The 20228-nt window shown below is 51.5% G+C and carries 12 protein-coding genes; 7 read left to right on the top strand and 5 right to left on the bottom strand.

Going from position 1 to position 20228, the window contains the following annotated elements; all coding sequences use genetic code 11:
* Positions 1-422: 422 nt before the first annotated feature.
* The 7 genes from B5G10_RS07950 to B5G10_RS07920 all read left to right on the top strand — a co-directional run bounded on the left by B5G10_RS07950 (position 423) and on the right by B5G10_RS07920 (position 7750).
* Positions 423-602, top strand: coding sequence for a hypothetical protein (locus tag B5G10_RS07950; protein WP_087424205.1), 180 nt, complete (start codon positions 423-425; stop codon positions 600-602).
* 15 nt (positions 603-617) lie between these two features.
* A complete protein-coding gene (locus B5G10_RS07945; protein ID WP_206396558.1) occupies positions 618-1619 on the top strand; it encodes a uroporphyrinogen decarboxylase family protein in 1002 nt (333 codons plus the stop codon).
* Positions 1620-1630: 11 nt separating this feature from the next.
* On the top strand, positions 1631-2683 hold the full coding sequence (locus tag B5G10_RS07940) for a uroporphyrinogen decarboxylase family protein (RefSeq protein WP_087424203.1): 1053 nt from the start codon (positions 1631-1633) through the stop codon (positions 2681-2683).
* 65 nt (positions 2684-2748) lie between these two features.
* Complete coding sequence (locus B5G10_RS07935) at positions 2749-5433, top strand: hypothetical protein (RefSeq protein WP_087424202.1); 2685 nt, start codon at positions 2749-2751, stop codon at positions 5431-5433.
* A gap of 13 nt (positions 5434-5446) precedes the next feature.
* Positions 5447-6085, top strand: a complete 639-nt coding sequence (locus B5G10_RS07930) for a corrinoid protein (RefSeq protein ID WP_087424201.1) — start codon at positions 5447-5449, stop codon at positions 6083-6085.
* A gap of 5 nt (positions 6086-6090) precedes the next feature.
* Complete coding sequence (locus B5G10_RS07925) at positions 6091-6789, top strand: vitamin B12 dependent-methionine synthase activation domain-containing protein (RefSeq protein ID WP_087424200.1); 699 nt, start codon at positions 6091-6093, stop codon at positions 6787-6789.
* The gene (locus B5G10_RS07920; RefSeq protein ID WP_087424199.1) at positions 6767-7750 is read left to right on the top strand and encodes a uroporphyrinogen decarboxylase family protein; all 984 of its coding nucleotides are present in this window, start codon (positions 6767-6769) and stop codon (positions 7748-7750) included. Before B5G10_RS07925 ends, B5G10_RS07920 begins: the two co-directional genes overlap by 23 nt.
* A gap of 109 nt (positions 7751-7859) precedes the next feature.
* On the opposite strand, the gene B5G10_RS07915 is transcribed toward B5G10_RS07920, so the two are convergent.
* From B5G10_RS07915 to B5G10_RS07895, 5 genes are all read right to left on the bottom strand, one after another.
* On the bottom strand, positions 7860-12131 hold the full coding sequence (locus tag B5G10_RS07915) for a glycosyl hydrolase family 28 protein (RefSeq protein WP_087424198.1): 4272 nt from the start codon (positions 12129-12131) through the stop codon (positions 7860-7862).
* Between the two features lie 22 nt (positions 12132-12153).
* Positions 12154-13086, bottom strand: a complete 933-nt coding sequence (locus B5G10_RS07910; RefSeq protein ID WP_087424197.1) for a uroporphyrinogen decarboxylase family protein — start codon at positions 13084-13086, stop codon at positions 12154-12156.
* Positions 13087-13268: 182 nt separating this feature from the next.
* Entirely contained in the window at positions 13269-15260 is a 1992-nt protein-coding gene (locus B5G10_RS07905) for a hypothetical protein (protein WP_087424196.1), read from the bottom strand.
* A gap of 158 nt (positions 15261-15418) precedes the next feature.
* On the bottom strand, positions 15419-17026 hold the full coding sequence (locus tag B5G10_RS07900) for a RagB/SusD family nutrient uptake outer membrane protein (protein WP_087424195.1): 1608 nt from the start codon (positions 17024-17026) through the stop codon (positions 15419-15421).
* A 12-nt stretch (positions 17027-17038) separates the two neighbouring features.
* On the bottom strand, positions 17039-20185 hold the full coding sequence (locus B5G10_RS07895) for a TonB-dependent receptor (protein ID WP_087424194.1): 3147 nt from the start codon (positions 20183-20185) through the stop codon (positions 17039-17041).
* Between the last annotated feature and the right edge of the window lie 43 nt (positions 20186-20228).

Genomic DNA, 20228 nt, shown 5'->3' with positions numbered 1-20228 from the left:
ATGTTATTGTTTTAATAATATTTCAAACAAAACGATTTTAATAGTTCAGCTTTCAAAAAATCGGCTCAAGAAGATTAAAATAAATGTGATTTTAATAAATTATATATTTCATTTCACATCCCCATATTCCACTCAAAGAAGCACACAGTAATCCGACTATTATAAACAAACATCTTATATACATTATAAGATACTATAAAGTTCCCTTTCACAAAAGGCTCTATAATACTCCTACATTCAAATACTTTTTTGACCATAAACAATATGATTTTGAAAGCGCAGGGATTTATCATCATAAGACCAAAAACTATTCAAAAAAGTACAACCCTTTAACTCGATTATATCACTATAATTCAAATACCTACTCTAACTTTGCATAAAAACATACAAGATATAAAACAAAAAACTTAATACTCCCTATCATGAAAACCAACGTACTCAAAGCAAGCGCCATGCTTCAGGGCACCAGGACAATATCTTCGACCTGCCGGGGGAGACTGCTGTATCGCGACACCCTATCGACCGATTGCGCCAACATCGATTTCGACAAAGGGAATTATCTGATACAGATAGACAACAAAGCTTTCAAGTGTAATTTATAATACTCTACTCAAACCATGATGACTGCAAAAGAAAATGTAATACGCACTCTCCATCACGACAACCCCGAATGGGTGCCGGTAAACCTGTGGCAGCTACCGGCCACCCGACTCAAATATGGAGAGGCACTCGACGAAGTAATTGCCGACTGCGACCTCGATATTCTGTCGGCTCCATTCGACGACCCCACCGAAGATCCCCGCCATTACCAGGTAGGTAGCTATACCGACTGCTGGGGCTCGACCTGGGTAAACCACCAGGCCGGAATCATCGGCGAAGTAAAAGAGTATCCCTTTGCCGACTTCAGTCGGGTATGGGACTACAAAAGCCCCAAGGAGCTCTTCCTCTCGGGAGTGGCAGGGTTCGACAAGACCCGCCAGTTTATCGAAACGCACAAAGACAAATTTATTTTGGGTGGTTGGATCAGTTTGTTCGAGCGAATGCAATATCTTCGTGGAACCGAAAATCTCTTCATGGACACACTAATCGAATCGCCCGAATACTTCAAGTTGATGGATATCGTCGAAGACTTCTACAATACCTACGTCGATGAGTGGCTCAAGCTCGATGTCGATGGTATCATATTCGGCGATGACTGGGGTTCGCAACGCTCGCTGCTCATCTCGCCCGATACCTGGCGAAAACAGTACAAGCCTCTCTACAAACGATTCTTCGACAAGGTTCATGCCGCCGGCAAATATGTGTTCATGCACAGCGACGGATACATTCTCGACCTCTACGACGACCTCATAGAGATCGGTGTCGATGCCATCAACAGCCAGGTATGGTGCATGGGGCTCGACCAGGTAGCCGAGAAGTGCAACGGGCGCATCACCAACTGGGGCGAGATATGTCGCCAACACATTCTGCCCAACGGCAGTGTCGAGGATGTCATCGAGGCCGTCCACGCCATGAAAGAGAAGTTGTGGGTAAACGGCGGCCTCATCGGGCAATTCGAAGCAGGCCCCGATATGCCCCTCGAAAACATCAGGGCCGGACTCACACACTGGAATGATTAAATCTCATAGTTATGGAACAATTTCAACCAAACGCAAACAACATTCTCGAGGTTCTGTACAACCGACGCCCCGGATATCTGCCGCTTTATGAACATCATATCGACACCGAATTCATAGAGAAATATACCGGTGAGCAACTGGCCGGATACCAGGAGACCGATCCCGAATATTTCTTTACGAAAGTCACGAAGTTCTGGAAAGACAATACCTACGATGCCTTTGACTTCGAAGCACCTATCTGCGACGTCTATCCCGACCACGGTGCCATCATGGGTGGCAAGCTGGGGCCTATTCAAACTCGGGCCGACTTCGAGCGATACCCCTTCGACGAGATTCCCTCCCGTTTCTGGGAAGCCAACAAACCCAAACTCGATGCCATACGCAAAGTGCTGCCCCCGGGCATGAAGGCCTACGGCGGCTGTGGCTACGGCATATTCGAGTCGGCTCAAGACCTGGTAGGTTACGAAAGCCTCTGTATTCTGCAATACATCGACCCCGACCTCTTTCGCGACCTCTTCATCCGCATCGGCGACCTCTATGTCGAGTTATGGAGCCGCATGATACGCGAATACAGCGATATCTTCGTCTTCTTCCGTATGGGCGACGACCTGGGTCACCGCACCTCGACCATGCTCGAGCCCTCGACCATCATCAACCACATACTGCCCCAGACCAAGCGGGTTATCGACCTGGTACATCAAGGGCACAAAAAATTCCTCATGCACAGCTGCGGGAACATATTCGAAATCATGCCCGACATCATCGCCCTGGGTATCGATGCCAAGCACAGCAACGAAGACCAGATTGCCCCCTTCGACGAATGGATCAAACGATACAACGACAAGATAGGTCTGTTCGGTGGATTCGACGTGAACCTGCTTTCGCTGGGCACCTATCAGACAGTCTATGATCAGGTGCTGGAGCGAGGCACCGAATACCGCCGCATGTGCAAAGGCTACGGATTGGGATCGGGCAACTCCATCGCCTCCTATGTCTCGGTCGATGGGTTCAGAGGCATGATTGATGCAGCGAAACAGATTCGGGCCAACGAAAAACGAGGTTAACCCCAAAATCTGCCACTCTCCGAGATTCAGATAGAGAAACGACAATCATAACACGGTTATATCATATGAAACGAACAGCCATTTTTATTACTCTTGCCATCGCAGCATGGATTGTACCGGCGCACCTGCAAGCCTTCGAATCGACCATCGAGGAGGAACTCTCCACCCCTTGGGAGGGATTCGGATACAACCAGTGGGGATTTGCCCGTGAAAGCGACGGCAACACCTTCAAACCCTGGGACGACGAGTTGTGGGAAACCACCTCGGAACGTATCCTGGCCATCAAGCCTTCGCTGGTGCGGCTCCCCGTCATTCGCGACTGGTTCAACAAAGACGATGCCGGCAACAAACTGCCCATCGGCACCTACAACTGGGACAGCAAATATATGCAGGCCTACTTCAAAATCATGGACCTCTACAAAGAGCACGACATCAAAGTGATGAGCGGTTTTTGGGGTGTAGCCTACAACGGCGAGGACCAGAAGGAGTTCTACACCACCGACGAGTGTGCCCAACTGCAAGCCGACCTGATCGAATATCTGTTCCGCACAAAGGGATACGATAAAATCATCACCAGTTATGCCCCCACCAACGAACCGCTGGGGTTGGGTATTCCCTTTGAAGAATGGAGCACAATGATCGAAAAACTCCATGCCGAACTGGAGCGACGCGGACTGCCTACCAATTTCCTGTCGGGGGCCGACTCGTGGAGCGACTGGATATGGAAACCGGCGCAATACAATGCGGCAGAGCTGTCGGCCTACGACTTTCACAACTACCTGAACGACACGCCCGACGACACGCACAACCAGCTCTACAACCGCACCATCGAGACTACCTTTGCCAGCAACCTGGCCAACATACTGCAATACGACAACAGCAACAAACCGGTACATGTATCGGAGATGGCTCCCATCGGAGTCCCCTTCATCGACTGGCCCGTAGCCGACGCACCCGCCCACTGTCGCATCGACACCTATGAATATGCCTTGGGATTTTGGGATTACGGCATACAGTTGGCCCGTTCGGGCATGGCCTCGGGTTTGGCCTGGGCTCTCGACGGTTTGGAACAGAACAAGAACGCCGGCATGTGGAACAATGCCGGCACATATGGAGGCATGACCTTGCGACCCTGGTACTACACCTGGCAACTGATGTGCCGCTACTTCCCCCGCGGAGCTAAAATACTTAAGATGAGCGAACTCGAGGGGCGTAAAGACATTCGCATACTTGGCGCCCGCATCGGTACCGACGACTACTCGTTTGTGGTGGTAAACCGCCGCATGGATGCTCAAAGCCAAACCCAATCGATTACCTTCCAGGTAGAATGTGACAAACCGGTCTATATCTATCGGTTCAACCGGAATAACTGCGGCGACGGAGCTGCGCTATCGCTGCCCTATGAGGTAGCAACCACGACTCTCTCGGGCGGCATAACCATAGAAGTACCGCTCGAAGAGGGGGTATTCATCACCACCCTCGAGCCGCTGGATTCCGAATCGGCCGCGACCCAATCGACTTTGACTCTGGATTTTGAATCGCAAAGCGGCTACATGCTGCTGGGCGACTATAACAAAGGGGTTAGAACCTACGTGGGTTCTAACCCCCGCAAACGCGACCCCAATACCAGCAACTATGCCGGTTATTCCGAAATCCTTATCAACGATACCTACAACGCCAACGATTGTTTCAGCACCATCGTTCCCTTAAACAAAGTCCTCCTTGGCGAGGAGTTACCCTTTCTCAACATCCAACTCTACCGCAGCCGCCCGGCTCAGGTGGCTATCGCCCTCCACATCGAAGGCGAGAATGAATTACTGGGCTACGAATTTGAAATTCCCCATCGGGAATGGAAAGAAGTTCAACTGAATCTGACTCCCCTTGCCGGCAAGATTCTGGACTATATCATCATCTATCCCTATCGCGACCCGACCCCTTCGACGCTCGACTCCGAGTCGCTCATCTTTGACAACATTTCGCTATCCTCCACAGAAAACAACCCTATCGATTTGCAGCCTGTCGCTGTAAACGAGAACTCATCATACCGCCAAGTACTCGACATCGACTTTGAGTACCTCGACTCTTTTGTACAAATTGTCCCGGCAAGTGCCTCGGTAACGACATCGATTGTCGCCAACCCCAAAATGCAGGACGAAAATTCCAGTAACCAGGCCTTACAGATAAACCTGCTCTCGAGCAATCCCGACCAGAAGCTATCGGCCAACCTGAGCCTCTACCCCTTCGTACAGGTTCCATCCAGCAAACCCAATCTTTTCTTCTCCTACTACCGTTACACGGGTGAGGCCGACTTGAAAGTGACGGTCAACTTCCTCTCGGGCGAACAGGTATCGGGCGTCTTCTCCTGCAACGAAAAGCGCACCTGGTTCAACTCGGGGATAGATCTCTCCGACTATGCTGGACAGATAATCACCAGCATCGATATCTACCCCAACATCGGTTATGCCAACCAGCTAAACATGCTCGACACCTCGTTCTTCGACCACTTCATCTTCAGCAACACCGAAGTCTCGGGCGTCAGCGATGTCACAGCCGACAAAATATCAATATCGTGTGACAACGGATACATCCTCATCGATCACCTTGAGGGACAACCCGTGTCGCATTTTACACCCGACGGAAAACTGCTGCACTCGGCAACCAACGTAAACGGCAGCTACTCGATACCGGCCGGGAAAGGATTTCATATCGTGAGAATAGGAAATAAATCGTATAAAATAATCAACTATTAAAAACAGAACTATCATGGTAAATCTGACTAACTTATATGACGCTATCGTCAAAGGCAATCTCGAACTGGCGGTAAGCACCACCCGCGAAGCTCTTCAAGAAAACATCGATCCACAGACTCTCATCAGCGACTACCTCATCAAAGGTATGGAGGAGATAGGAGCCCAGTTCGAGGCCGGGAAAGCCTATGTTCCCAACCTGCTCATGAGCGCCCGGGCCATGAAAGGGGCCTTGGAACTTCTCAAACCCTATATGGAGCAAAACAAAGAGGTAACAAGCCTTGGCAAAGTGGTAATCGGTACCGTCAAGGGCGACTTGCACGACATCGGTAAAAACCTCGTCTGCTCGATGCTCGAGGGATGCGGCTTCGAAGTCATTAACCTTGGGGTCGATGTCTCTGACGAAAAATTCGTTCAGGCCGCCAAGGAGAACAAAGCCAACATCGTCTGCATGTCGGCGCTGCTCACCACCACAATGGTCTATATGAAAGAGGTTATCAAAGCCTTCGAAAAGGCCGGTATCCGCAACGACGTGAAAATCATGGTGGGTGGAGCTCCACTCAGCGAAAAATTTGCCGAGGAGATTGGAGCCGACGGATACAGCGACAATGCCAACGCTGCCGTTACCCTGGCCCGTAAATTATTGAACAAATAGAAGAGATGGAATACCATTTACAGTTCAAAGACCTGAACCTCTCGAAAGAGGCTGTATATACCAAAATGGGATACGGAAAGGAGTTGCCCGATGAGCCTGTAAGGCAATTGGTCGATAAGCTCTTCACCACCGCCTACACGACGGTAAAGCCCCGGTTCTACTTCCAGATTTCGGAAGGGCAGCTCGACCAGGATTGCATCATATGCGGCTCCTGCGTACTTCATGTAAACCGCACCATCGCCACGCTGTTGAAAAACTCCGAACGATTCATCTTCTTCGCAGCCACAGCCGGTATGGAGTATCAAGAGATTCATAACCAACTGGCCAACAGTGACGATGCCCTCACCCTGTTTGTGTGGGACTCGATGGGTAGCTGCATTGCCGAAGCTACGGGCGACCTCATGGAGAAGTTCGTCGAAGCCACACTCCCCGACATTCCCCATACCAACCGCTTCAGCCCAGGGTATTGCGGCTGGCATGTGAGCGAACAGAAACTACTCTTCTCGCTGCTGCCTCCCGATGTCTGCGGCATCCGTCTCAACGACAGTGCCCTGATGTACCCCATCAAGTCTATCAGTGGAGTCATAGGTTCGGGTCTCCACGTCGATACCCGCAAATACGGATGCCAATTCTGCGAATTGGAAAACTGTTACAAAAAACGACTTAAAAAACGATTCAATCATGAAACTCAAACTCAACCATAATCACCGCCTGGCCATCCCCATCATGACTCACCCGGGCATTGAAATCATAGGCAAAACCGTAAACGATGCCGTCACCGACGGCCAAACCCATGCCGATGCCATCGTAGCCCTGGCCGAAGCTACCCCATCCGATGCCGCTACGGTAATCATGGATCTCACCGTCGAGGCCGAAGCCTTCGGGGCCAAACTACACTTTGCCGACAACGACGTGCCCAGCGTGGCCGAACGCCTGCTCCACAACATGAGCGAAGTGGAAAACCTGCCCATTCCCGATCTCACGGCGGCCCGTGTACCCCAATATCTCAAGGCCAACCGTCTTGCGGCCGAACGCATCAACGACCGGCCTGTCTTTGCCGGATGCATAGGGCCATACTCTCTGGCCGGACGTCTTTACGACATGACCGAAATCATGATGGCCATCTATGTCGAGCCCGAACTGGCCAAAGCCCTACTGGAAAAATGTGCCCGATTCATAGGTTCATACGTCAAAGCCCTGAAAGAGACCGGGGTCGATGGTGTAATCATGGCCGAGCCGGCAGCCGGGCTGCTCAGTAACGACGATGCTACACACTACTCGACTCACTACATTCGACCCATTGTCGAGGCTGTGCAAGACGACAATTTCCTGTTCGTCCTGCACAACTGCGGAAATACCGGTCATTGCACCCAATCGATGATCGACTCGGGGGCCCGGGCACTCCATTTCGGCAACAAGTGCGACATGGTCGAAGTGCTTAAACAAGTACCCCACGACCTTATCGCCATGGGTAATCTCGACCCCGTAGGGGTGTTCAAGTCGGCCTCCCCCGAACAGGTTTATGTCGAAACAGCCAATCTGCTGTCGGCTACAGCCGATTGCGACAACTTTGTCATCTCGACCGGGTGTGATGTACCCCCGGGAGTCAGTCGCGAGAATATTGCCGCATTCTACCAGGCGGTCAAAAACTTCAACCAACAATAACTGCGCACAATTCAATAACTTCGTCCATGATAAAGGCGGCTCCCGCAATGGGAGTCGCCTTTATCTATCTCAATTGAAAAGTTTCACCAAGTATCAAACCGGTAGCGGGCTATCTTATTTGTATTTTGGCAACCTCCTGCACACCGGTGCTACAGCCGATATGCAACACATAGTAGCCCCGGGGCAAATCGCTCCAAACCACAGGCTCCGAGGCGGTACGAAGCAGCATGCCCGATATGGAGTACAACCGGGCACAATCGCCTTCCTCCAAAGCCAGGCAAACACTATTGCCGATCAGGGAGTAACGGCTCGTCTCTTCACGAAGATCGGCTATCGACGTAGGCTTGTCGGCAATCACCTGCTCATTGAGGAAACGGTAGAGCTCCTCGGCTATCGTCTGCTGTTCGCTGGCAATGGGATGATCTTTTACCTTGCCCAACTCAAAAATATATTGATAGGCATCTATCCCCTCGGCTTTCAGGGTCTCGACCAACGTCGTGTTCCACTGAATCACGTCGGCATCGGCATCGACCATGGGCGGCACGATAAAGACAAACCGGGTGTCGGTACCGTACTGCTCTCTCAACTCGTGTACCAGTTGCCGATAATTCTCGCGCCAGGTGCGGCCGTTGACGTTGCCCGGAGCATATGTATCGTTGATACCCAAAGCCATCACACAGATATCGGGGACAAACCGGGTGAAATCCCAAAGCGACGATTCGTCGTCGGGATCGAGCAGCCGATAGCGCGACTGCATGCCATAGGGCAGATATCCGGCACCATCGGTCAAGGCAATGCCACTGATACTGATGTTATGATAGTCGGCCCCCAACATCTCGGAGACCAGACAGGGATAGGCACAACTGTGGTCGTCATACAGTCCGTTGTTACGCTGCGACTCGTCAATGGCTCCGGCTGCATATCCTTCGGCCACCGAGTTGCCATAGAACTCGAGTTTCAACTCGGCCTCTTCGGGCAGAGCCAACTCACCGTTACAAATGATTTTCGAGAGATACAAATCGCCGTTCTCGACCCGAGAGGCCTTGCGGAATACCACCTCGTGCCAACCTTCGTCACACACGCCGGTCGATACCGGAACTTGGGCCGCAGTCACCGAGGTTACCCCTTGCCGCTCACCATCTACCCACACGGCTACCTTTCCGTTTTCAGCCGAGAAGAGAGCCGTCAGTTCGGTCCCGTAAAAGCGAGTGCGTACCCCGCTACCGGTCCAGATAAACCGGGGTGTCGTGACATCGCTTCGATCGACGCGCCCCATATAGGAGAGCATCTCGTGATCGCACGCCACGGCGTTCTCTACCGGGAGCGACGTCACCGCTATGATTTGGGGAGCCCACGACGGCAAATTGTCATCGCCACTCCTCATCGTGATTTTTACCAGTTGAGCCCCGGCCGAAAAAGAGACAACCTGAGCTTTGTACAAAGCATAATATCCGTTGGCGGTAAGAACTCCCGTATTGACCAGACGGTAATCGAGTGGAGTCCAGTCGGTGCCGTTGGCCGTCTCGGCAATCTCAATAGAGGAGCTCAGGTTGGTCAGTCCCGCCACGCCCAGAATCTCGACTTCGAGACCGTATGTATCGTGTATCACATAGGTGACACTCGATGCCGACTCGCTGGCTCGTTGCAAACGAGCATAACGATCTTGCAGTCCCTCTCCTTTAAGCTTCCACCCCTCGGTGGCAGCCGGCCCGTCGCCCATGATATTCTCGACCGAGAGATATCTCTTCTCGCCTATCTTCACCGCCTTGTTATCGGCAAAGTCGGTAATACTCTCGGGCACCGGCGTTCCGTCGGTATAGACGATGCGTCCCTCGTCATCTCGGGCCATAAAATCATCGGTACCCTCGAGCGGAGCGACTCCTTGCGTAATATCATAAACTTGAATCATAGCAGTAGCCTGGGTATTCCCGGTATAGGCATACCCCAACGGCAACTCGACAGTTCCTGCAAACCGATACTCACCAGCCACATCCGGCTCATAGACCGGCGTTCCACCGTCCCATGCAACCGGGAAATATTCGACCGTTCCACCAGACAAAGTCACTTCGGCCTCGGGGGCAAGTCCAACCTCGTCGAGTGGTGTCCCTATCGAGACCTCTTTCTGCAAATGCATGGTGCCCAAATCGATTCGTGCCATCTGGGTTCCCCACGAGTTACCACTGGGCAAAAAGATGGCTTTCAGAAATTGCGAACCTTCAGGCAGCTGAGTCTGAGGCATAAAATGCTTGCGATACCAGCCACTCGTCTCGGTGGTTTGCTCACCCACGCCGTCATTGACGGTCACCGGGGTCCACACCGACCCGTCGGTCGATACTTCGAAACGCAAAAGCCCCTTGGCTCCCGTAGGGCCATACCCATAGACCAACACGTCAAAGGTGCTGAACGCCTCGCTTCCCCGCACAACCACATATTCTTCGGTATCGGAGGTACGGTTCACCCGAGCGTAATCGTCCAACAGATTGGCATTGCTGCCGTCGATGGTGAGATTGGCCGAACGTTCATAGAAGTTATTCAGGTTGTTACCCAACGTCGTCTCCCGAGCAATCGCCATTGACAAAATCGATTTGTTCTCAACCACTATCGAAATGGTGGCCGGGGCAGACTCGACATCATTGCTCACCCCAACCCAACTCCAGGAGTCGCTCCCGACAAATCCGGTCGAGGACTCATAACGCAAGTTCCCTAACTCACCGGCACCGATTTCCTGATTAAGCGCGACAGGCTGCCCCGACAACACGAGAGAGCCCGACTGAGGCAGTGCCACCACCCGGATGGACTGTAACGGGTCTATATAGGAGAAGCGGTCACTAAAAAAAAAATAATCATACTCCAGCGGTGTTCCATACAACGCCTGCTGCTCGACCGACCTGCTCATTGGGGTCATGCCGGTAGGATTGTCGCTGGTACCGGTTTCGAAGGTAATGCCACTTGTAAAACTGTTGGTGGTGAGGTTGGCCGACTCGGCATCGGTCGCGGGCACCCCGTTAATGCGGTAGTTGGTAATGGTTACCCCCTCGACCGTGTGAGTGGCATCGAGGCCCAGTATGTGGCTGGGACTGGCCTTGGTACCGATATACGAAATGTTTTCAAAAGTCACGTTGCGCAGCGATTTGCCATAGCCCAACGGAGCGTAGGCATTCTGGTAGGTGAGCGAAATGACCTGCCCCGCATCGATATCCTCGACGCGAATGTCTTTCCAGTGAATATCGGAATAGGTGCCTTGGTCGGCAATCATCACGGCCATCACCCCGGGATATACGTCGTCGTTCTGCCGGTTCTGCAACACGTCGATATTCTCGAAATAGATGCCCGACACAGCGGTGCCGTTCACATCGGGACCGATGAGCATATTGTGTGCCTCATCGGCCCACAGCACACAGTTGCGCATGCGTATGTCGTGACTCTCGGTCACATTCAGCCGCTCGATTTTATTGCCTCGCAAGCCGTCGAGCAGTCCACTGGTATTGACCTCCAGGTCGATAGCCTTGACCGAGATATTGTCGTCCTTGTTACGCTGCATGGTATTCTCGATGAGTATATTGCTCGACGACACGATATCGAAACCATCGGAGTTGGCATTCGACCCAATCTCCTTGATGCCGTCGAAATGGATATTGTCGCAGCCCACGGTCACGATATTCCAGGTAGGCGTGTTGCGAAAAACGAGATCCTCGACCGTCACATCGCTGCAGTTGACCAACAACAACTGACTGTAACGCACCTTACCTTCGCCATAGTCCATATTCTCTTTCGAACCGTCGATAATACCCCGGCCGCAGATGCGTACCCCTTGAGCCTCATTAGCCTCGATATAGCCATAGACCAGCGCATCGGGGTGCAGATAGAGAGTCTGCCCGCTCTGCAATTCGATTTTACCCACCTCGTGTACGCCCGGGCCATACCACAGTACACGGTCGTCGTTCTTATCGGGGACATTGGTGTCGGTCTCGTCGGCAAAAAGGAAGAGATTGTTCCAACGATCACCATCGAACTCGACCGAGACCTTGCGGGGCCGGTCGAGGGTAAAGGTAAGGGTTCGATCGTCGAGCTTACGGTAATCGATAAAATAGGACTTCGGACGTATTTCGGCCCGATTGAATGTACCGCTGTTGCGAGTCACCCGCACCTCGACAGGCGTCGTAAAGTCGGCCTCGAACTTGGCAAAGGTCATATTCTGGGTACCCCAAAAAACTATCGCATTGTGCGACATGAGTGTCTCCCAGTTGCCATCGCCCCGGTTTATCTCCACGGTATAATCGCTGTTCTGGGGGAATGTCTCCCCGCTGTTGCTCACAATCTCACGCGCATATCCCCACAGGGTGCATGCCAACATGACGAGCAGAAATACTGTTTTTCTCATTAGATTTGTCTATTATTTATTACTACTGTTTCTTTTCACACAAGTCTCGCCGACTGCCGTCGCGGGCGGCCCGCACGAGTGCCAGATAGTTTTCGGCCGGAGCCTCTACCTGCAATGCATTGGAGGCCCCCAGTACAAAGTTGGGCGCGGTCTGCAACTGTCCTACCAAATCGAGCGTGGCCGCATAGACGTCATCGGCCGAAGCCTGTTGCAACAAACCACAATCGACGTTGCCGCACACGCACAACAAGTCGCGATAGCGCCTGGCAATATCCACAATATCCATGTGGGCGGTACTGTCGAGAGCCTGAAGAGCATCGACCCCACTGGAGGCAATCTTCCCGACCACGGCATTGATATTGCCATCGGTGTGCATGATGGCCCGCAGATGCCGATCATGCGCATAGTCGGCCCATCGGGACAGATAGGGAAAAACAAAGCGGTCGAGTTGCTCGGGCGAAAAGTAGAGACCATGACCATCGGCAATATCGGAGGCCGTAAGCACCACATCAACCCCATGGTCGCTGCACCAGTCGATGGCTGGCAGAGAATTCTGAAACTTTGCACGGGCTATCTCGTCGATTTGGTCGGGCTCGGTCATCAGCTTTATCGAAAAGTCCATATACTCATGAGCCTCAGGCATGGCCATCACACCTCCCACGTTGACCACAATAGCCACATCGTCGCCCAACCTCTTCTTCATCAGGTCGATTTGCCGTAAGCGATACTCCTCGGGCAAATAATACCACGCCGGCACACCGGGAGCTACCTCCCAGTAACCGCCGGGAGCGGTCACTGCCGAGAACGACAACAGCTCGCACACAGCGGCCATTGTATCGACATTCTCTTCCAAGGTCCGCTCCTTTTGTCCCCGACTCAGTTTCTCAAAATCGGTTCCTACACAGAAGCGACCCTCTCCGAATTTTCCCCACAAATGGAATTCCAACTCCCACAAGGGGGCGTGCCGCTTTGGTTCTTCTTGTCCAACGCGTCAAAAAACAGGTCCTTATTCATTCCTATTTCTCTTGAAAAGAAGAAGATACCAAACCCACCTTTATATCCACAATGCATTGACTCGCATGCGTGAGATTCGGTATCTTCTCCCTACCGCAATAACTCTATCGTCGCACCACCTTTTTATCGTTTCTCTATCTTCACTTCACGAATACGGGTGTTGGCAAAATAGCCTTTCGGCAACATCTCGATTTTCAAATAGTTGACATTTGCAAGTGGAGCTTTGGGGGTCATCGTCGCATGTACAAATCGCCAAACCGACATCTCGGGTTCGGTAAAGTCGAGCTCGACAGGTTGCCACGTCTTGTTATCGGACGAAGCATAGACCTTGAAACGGTCGGCTACGGTCTCTACACCCGACACTTTGATTTCGAAATGGTTCATCCCATCGAACTTGTAAGTGACATAGGCACTTTCGTCGTTGGTCGAAGGATGAATCGAACCGTGGTCTTCCAGCACTTTAAAGAATTGGAAATCGGGGGTAGAGCCACCACACTCGTCGTAAAAGCGGGCAAAGCTATTCATCCCCAGATTGTCGGAGTGATCATACATGCGCTGGATACCCTCCATGGGATCTACCATGCAACGGTCGTTCTTGACAATCTCGGGACGGCTCCCGCCGTTGGTCGTGAGCATCACAAAACCCTTGGCCGGGAAATCGATAGTCACTCCACGAGTGAAATCGACACTCTTCAGCACCTCCTTTGCCACAGGGAATCCATCGGCATCGACCGGATAGTCGTCTTCGAAATAGACATATTTATTGACCGTGGGCCGATTGGTCACCGTGGGAATCTGCAAAGTTACGCTTTGGGCAAAGTCGGCCGTATTGGTAATAGCAAACGTCAAATCGCCCGCCGGGGTGAGAGCCGCCACACAATTGAGATTCTGAGTACGATATGAGTTGCAATATAAAATTTTGGAACCCTTGGGAATATTGCGCGACATCAACGACCAGGTATAGAACCAGGGACGGATGTTGGCCTCCTCGGGTTTGTTCTTCTGCTCGGCAATGGAGTTCCAGAAACCCCAGCGTTTCTGTTCATCAAGATTATCCTTGTAGTGCATGGCATCGTCCATACCCCAGGCTGCCGCAGCCGACCAGCCCGAACGCAAAGTCTGTATCAAGGCATCGGCCACGAATGTACCATACCACCATTGGTGAATGAGTGTATGCTGGTCGAAGACCTCATCGTGCCCGTCGCGGATACCCATCTCGCCCCAAATATTCACCTTGCTACTATCTTGCATCTGCGTGAAGAAGCGGAACATGCGGGTCTCGTCTTCCACCCGGTTGGTATAGGTCCAATCTTTATTAATGTACCAGTGATAGTCGATTACCGACACCACGCTGTCGAGCTCGTTCAACGTCTTGTTGAACCATACATCGACCCCCCAGTACCCCCCGTCGGGACCCACGATTTTAATATCGTTGAGACCGCGTTTATCGAGCTCGGCCCGCAAGTTGAGAATAGACTGTTTCCACTTTTCCCACGAATAGCCGTTCTTGGGATCATTGGCCATGAGGTTCACCTCGTTACCCAGGTTGAACTGTTTGATACAGGTGAAACCCTTCTCCTTGACCAGATGCTCGACCATCGTGGCAACTGCCGCGGCATACCGGGGGTCGTCGAGTTCAATCGTATATTTGGGCATATCGACAGGGACAGTCTGTTGCCAGTTGGGATTCATCGGTTTCCACCATTCACCCAAGAGCACATCGATATGGTTGTCTTTACAGAACTGAAGCTGGCGGTACAGGTCGTTCATATACCGGCGAGAATTGGCATACCACCGGGCATCGACCCGGGTCGAATCCATGTTCCAAAGCAGTATGGGATTCTGCCCTTCATACCCAAAACAGTAATAATAGGGCATGATGCAGCAGCGTATATACCCCAGATTCATAAATTTCACGCGCTTGAAAAGGCGCTCCCATTGAGCCTCGGTCATCGAGTCGCGATCGGTAGGTTCCCACTGCATGGCTCCCCCGTAATAGTTCCCTTGCAAAACAAAATCGGTATCTACCACAATCGGGTTTTTTACCTCGGTTTTCTCGGTGGTACAACCCACCAGACCGGCCAGGAGCAATACCGCATATATCCAATTTCTCATCTTCACAATCTATCTATCTTTAATTAGCAACTGTTATTCGTTAAATGTGTCTATCTTGTCATGCCCGCATATTTCTCGAGCGACTATCGGTAGAAGCGACTTTTTTTCTTGTATGGGCAGGAAATGTTCCTGGCTCCATATAAGAGGTTAAACAATCTTTAATACCCGGGATTCTGAACCAAGGCTCCCCGACTCAAGTCAATCTCGTTCTGGGGGATGGGGAACAGCTCCTTCTCCTTGGTATAATAGCGTCCCTTATCGACATCTTCGGTCGCATAGCCGTTGGCATAGACAGCCTGCATGATTTCGCCATATCGGCCCTGCTGCATCAGATCGCGACGGCGCACACCCTCGCAGGCAAACTCGAATCGACGTTCGTCCCAGATGGCCTGGCGCACCTCCTCAACGTTATCCGATGTGATATCGGGCAACGAAGTGGGCTTCGTGTCGGGCACATATTTCTGAACCACACGCTTCGGATCCAGCGGGCTGGACTCGCGAGCCCGTTTTCTAATCATGTTCAGGTATTTCTTGGCACCCGTGAGATCACCCTTCTCCAAGCAGGTCTCGGCATACATCAACAATACATCGGCATAACGAATGACATATACCGTAGCCTCGGTATCCTGGGGATATACAGGCGAAGCCGCATTCATGGTCTCGCTCATGGGAACAAAATGCTTACGGTCGAAATAGCGGCTGGGGTAGTTGTTGTCTTTGGTCTCGAAGTCGTTGCCCACGAACTGGTCGCCTTGACGAACAAAGGTCCAGGTGATGCGCGGATCTTCGGGGTCGAAGGCATCGAGCAGATGTTGGGTAGGCACGTGGAAACCATAACCACCGTCGCTGCTGGGGATAAACCACACACCGTTCCATCCGGTCGATTCGTTCCAGTTCTTGCCATTGGTCACATACTGAATTTCAAAGACCGACTCCTTTGTATTGGAATTGGGATTGAGCCACTGGGTAGCGAAATCGGGATCCAACTCATACTCTCCCTTTTGGTCTCCCTCGACCAAAATATGAAGCATCTCATAGGCTTTCTCGAAATCCCGTTTATACCAATAGGTACGACCCAGCATGGCATAAGCGGCGCCACTGGTCACGCGGCCCATGTCCTCGGCCGGATATTCGCTCCGTTTCGGAAGAGCCGTAGCAGCTGTAAAATCGGCAATCACCTGCTCCCAGATTTGAGCCACCGGCGTGCGCGACTTGTAGATATCGTCGGGTTGCTCGGCATGCAGGAACAAGGGTACATCGCCCCACAGATAGGCCAGATTGAAATACCACAAACCTCGAATCCAACGTGCCTCGTTTTCATAGCGGGAGAGCAGAGTAAGATCGTCCTCGGTCAGGTCGGTATGCGAAGCACGAAATGCAGCAGTCTTGTCCAACAACGTGTTCACTTGATAGATAGCCGAATAGGCCATACCCCAAAACTGACTCACCTTGCTGTTGGTCGTAAACACATTGAACGTCTCGAGCTGGTAAATATCGCCGTTGTCGGTGAGTCCACCACCGCCCTTCTCGCAATCGTCCGAAGCGCAGTCGTTGATAAACATGAGCTCGAGGCTCATATCGTTCCAACTGTTTTTCATATAGAAGTAGCAGGCGGTCAAGGCTTGATTTATCTCCTCAAGATTGCTGTAAAACGCCGTATCTTCTCGACCTCCATACATCGTCGTGTCGAGATCCTCATCGGTACACGAGGGGAGCACACACAACGAACCCAACAAAATATATAATATTCCTAATCTTAGTTTCATGACTGTAATCGTTTAAAATTGGACATTAACACCTACGGTAAATGTGCGCGGATTGGGATATCCCAGATTCTCTATACCCATATCCAAAGCATTTCCGTTGGGCACCTCGGGATCCATATATTTGAATTTGGTTATCGTAAAGAGATTCTCGGCACTTACATACAAGCGCAAAGAACTGGCCACCTTGGTAGCCTCGATCCATTTCTTGGGGAAGGTATAGCCCAACTGTACCGACTTGATTTTGCAGAAGCTACCATCCTGTACATACCACGATGAGTTGCGATAGTTGTCGTTATCGTCCTTGCGAGTGATTCCAAACACATCGGTCTTGTCGCCGGGTTTACGCCAGGCATCGGTATAGGTCTCGGCCAACAGGTTGGTCATACTCGTTTGCCGCATGAGGGCCTTGGTCCCTACCCAGATATCATTACCGGCCACGCCCTGGAAATAGAGGGCAAAGTCGAGACCCTTATATCCCAACTCGATGTTTCCACCGTAAATTACGTCGGGATTGGGATTACCTATATAGTCGCGGTCGTCACTGTCGAGGGTATTGTCGCCATTGACATTTTTAAATCGGGCATCACCCGGCTCGGCCATCGGCTGAAGCAGAGTCTTGCCATCGGCACCCACATGGGCAAGCACCTCTTCCTCCGACTGGAATATTCCGTCATATACATAACCATAGAAACGTCCGAACTCCTCGCCAATCTCGTTTTTGGAGACGCTTCCCCAGATGGGGTCGTTCGTACCGGTCTCGACCAATTTATTCTTTTGGAAGGTAAAGTTGGCACTCACGGCATAGCGGAAGTCTCCCACTTTTCCCTGATACCCGATCAAAAACTCCAGGCCTCGGTTCTCAACCGACCCGGCATTTACCCACGGTGTTGTGGGATAACCGGCCATGCTCGGTAGCGGGTTCTGCATCAACATATCGCGGGTGGTCTTGATATAGGCATCGGCCGACAAGGTGAGAGAGTTCTTGAAGAATCCCAGGTCCACACCCACGTTACCCTGTTCTACGGTTTCCCACTTGATATCCTTGTTACCTTTCGAAGTAGAGGCATAGGCCTTGAGCATATTCTGCCCGCTGTTGAAACCATACACCCAAGTGTCGTAGGTCGAAACAATATCGGCATAGGCATAGGAGGGTATATTCTGGTTACCTATCTGGCCCCAGCCTCCACGCAGTTTCACGGCGCTGAGTGCATTTTGATTCCAATCCTTGAAGAACTCTTCCTGGTCGATGCGCCAGCCCAGCGAGAAGGAGGGGAAAGTTCCCCAGCGATTGCCCGAAGCGAACTTCGAAGAACCGTCGGCACGTACACTCACCGTAGCCAGGTAACGGTTGTCGTAGTTGTAGTTCACACGACCAAGGTATGAAATGAGGTAGGTCTCGTAGCGGTAGCCCGAGGAGGTTCCCTCTTCGGTACCGGCACCCACAATCTGGAAGGCTTCGGAGTTGCTGGGGGTATTGAGGCGCTGGGCCGTGAAGGTATTACCCGTATAGGACTCCCAGGTGAAACCAGCTACGGCCGAAATCGAGTGCTTGCCAAACGTATTGTCGTAGCTCAGCGTATTCTGGAACGTATAATTCAACTCGGTCGTCGAGGTATTGGTCACACTGTTTTGCAAAAGGAACTTGCTCTCGGGATTGGTACACATGTTATAGAGTGTATCGTTGGGTCGCAAGTCGAAGAAAGGATTAAACTCGGTATAGGTATATCCTGGAAGTTCGAAACCCAGCATGGTTTTGAAATACAACCCTTTCAATCCCAGGTTGATATTCAAATAGGCCGTACCGTCGATGTTGCGGTTGATGTGCTCTTTCTTCTGCCGGTTGAGCTTGGCCACCGGATTGGAGTAGTAGCTGTATTGCGAACCCATGTACTTGTTGTACTCATAGTTGGGATCTTGCTTGTCGGCATCCTTGGCATAAATCGGGGTGAAGGGGTCGGGCAACAGAATCTCATTGATGGGAGTGTTCAAGTCGTGGCTCTTTACATAGGCCACACCCAGGGTCTGCCCGATGGTAATCCACTTGTTGAACTTGTATTCGTTGTTTGTTCGCAGAGTAATACGCTCATAATCAGAAGTCTTTATGATACCCTCCTGATTCATATAGCCTATACTGAAGTGGCTGGTGAGTTTATCGGTACCCCCACTGACCGACAGGTTGTAACTATGCTTGAAAGCCGTTTGAGTGGTCTCTTTCCACCAATCGGTGTTATACACGTTAATGTCGGTAGGCTCTCCATATTCGTCGAGCGGGCCAAGCCCCTCACCGTCGAGGTGATAGAGCCTGGTAATGTTACGCGGCATACGCAACCCATCGTTTTCATAAGCCTCTTGAAGGAAACCATATAATTGGTCACTGCTCATCATGTGTATGCGATTGATCGCATTTGACCAACCAAACGATGCATCAAACGAGATATTGGTCTTGCCGGCTTTCCCCTTTTTGGTCGTGATAAGAACTACACCATTGGCACCACGCGAACCGTAAATGGCGGTGGCCGATGCATCTTTCAAGATCTCGATATTCTCAATATCAATAGGGTTAATGGCATTGACACTGCTCTCTTCCATAGGTTGCCCGTCCACAACATAGAGGGGGGTCAAATCGGTCGAGATAGATCCATAACCACGAATACGCACGGTAGCACCGGCTCCCGGGGTTCCCGAGTTGGAGGTTACATAAACACCGGCGGCCTTACCTTGCAACGACTGGGTAATGTTGGCATCGCCTGTCTTGACGATATCCTCGCCTTTTACCGACGACAGCGAACCGGTCAAGTCGCTCTTCTTCTGCGTACCGTAACCGATTACCACCACATCGTCCAGTTCTACTTGATTCTCCGACAAAACGACAAGCATCGTCTTGCCAGTCACCTTGACAACCTTTGTTTCGTACCCGATATAGTGAAACTCCAGCTTCTGCCCCTCGGCCGCCTTGATCGAGAAGTGCCCGTCGGCATCGGTCATGGTGCCTGCATGAGTCTCCTTGACAAGGACACTCACACCTACCAACGGTTCTTGACTGGCATTGGAGACACTACCAGAAACCACAAGACTGTTATCTTGAGCCCATAGCCCAACGGGGAAGAAGATCACAATCAAGAGACTGGCCACTATTAATAAATACACTTTACTTTTCATGACATTAAAATAAGTCGATTAAAACAGAGGCCATACAGCCTTT

The organism is Barnesiella sp. An55 (genome assembly GCF_002161555.1).
GTDB classification, from domain to species: domain Bacteria; phylum Bacteroidota; class Bacteroidia; order Bacteroidales; family Barnesiellaceae; genus Barnesiella; species Barnesiella merdipullorum.
This window is presented reverse-complemented; position numbering and strand designations above follow the sequence as displayed.

Coding starts and splice junctions, on each gene's coding strand:
- B5G10_RS07935 (WP_087424202.1), top strand. CDS start 2,749: ATGAAACGAACAGCCATTTTTATTACTCTTGCCATCGCAGCATGGATT.
- B5G10_RS07950 (WP_087424205.1), top strand. CDS start 423: ATGAAAACCAACGTACTCAAAGCAAGCGCCATGCTTCAGGGCACCAGG.
- B5G10_RS07915 (WP_087424198.1), bottom strand. CDS start 12,131: ATGAGAAAAACAGTATTTCTGCTCGTCATGTTGGCATGCACCCTGTGG.
- B5G10_RS07920 (WP_087424199.1), top strand. CDS start 6,767: ATGAAACTCAAACTCAACCATAATCACCGCCTGGCCATCCCCATCATG.
- B5G10_RS07925 (WP_087424200.1), top strand. CDS start 6,091: ATGGAATACCATTTACAGTTCAAAGACCTGAACCTCTCGAAAGAGGCT.
- B5G10_RS07895 (WP_087424194.1), bottom strand. CDS start 20,185: ATGAAAAGTAAAGTGTATTTATTAATAGTGGCCAGTCTCTTGATTGTG.
- B5G10_RS07900 (WP_087424195.1), bottom strand. CDS start 17,026: ATGAAACTAAGATTAGGAATATTATATATTTTGTTGGGTTCGTTGTGT.
- B5G10_RS07905 (WP_087424196.1), bottom strand. CDS start 15,260: ATGAGAAATTGGATATATGCGGTATTGCTCCTGGCCGGTCTGGTGGGT.
- B5G10_RS07945 (WP_206396558.1), top strand. CDS start 618: ATGATGACTGCAAAAGAAAATGTAATACGCACTCTCCATCACGACAAC.
- B5G10_RS07940 (WP_087424203.1), top strand. CDS start 1,631: ATGGAACAATTTCAACCAAACGCAAACAACATTCTCGAGGTTCTGTAC.
- B5G10_RS07930 (WP_087424201.1), top strand. CDS start 5,447: ATGGTAAATCTGACTAACTTATATGACGCTATCGTCAAAGGCAATCTC.